General features: G+C 41.9%; 1 protein-coding gene. It reads right to left on the bottom strand.

Annotated elements, in window-relative coordinates:
• The coding region (locus D7Y06_RS26390; RefSeq protein ID WP_158591518.1) for a hypothetical protein at positions 1-551 on the bottom strand (551 nt) is incomplete at both ends.

The following is a 551-nucleotide window of genomic DNA, read 5'->3' as shown; positions in this document are numbered from 1 at the left end:
TTCTTTTCCTTTTCCAAAGATTTTGCCTGTGCGTCATACTCTTTCTTTTTGGCTTCGTATTCCTTCTTTTTCTTGCTGTTCTTTTCTTCCTTTGCTTTGTCTTTGTACTTTGAAGAACTTGCTTTCGCTTTTTCGATATCCTTATTATATTGATCCTCGGTATCTGTTTTCTGCCTGTATAAAGATTCCAACTGGCTTTGCAGTGCTGCCATATCCCCGGCTAATGCCTGTCGTTTCTGTTCCTCCGCAGATGCAATGGGCTGTGAAGTGGCAGTACTGTCTGCACCGGAAGAGGCGTTCCCTCCGTTTGCAATAGAATCTACATACTGTTGCATTTTCTCCAGGATATTCCTGATTTCATCCACAGTCGTATAGGTTGCATTTGATACATCCGTGCCAGATTTGAGCGCATTGGTAATCAGTAAACCTACATTGCTGATGGAAGAACTGGTGTCAAACCCGATTTTAGACAGATAGTCGTTTACATTCGCCATTGCGTCATTGGAATAAGCGTTGATGTTTTCAATCAGACGGTCAAAATTATCTGCAAG

The organism is Roseburia sp. 1XD42-69 (genome assembly GCF_003612565.1).
Taxonomy (GTDB): domain Bacteria; phylum Bacillota; class Clostridia; order Lachnospirales; family Lachnospiraceae; genus Roseburia_B.
This window is presented reverse-complemented; position numbering and strand designations above follow the sequence as displayed.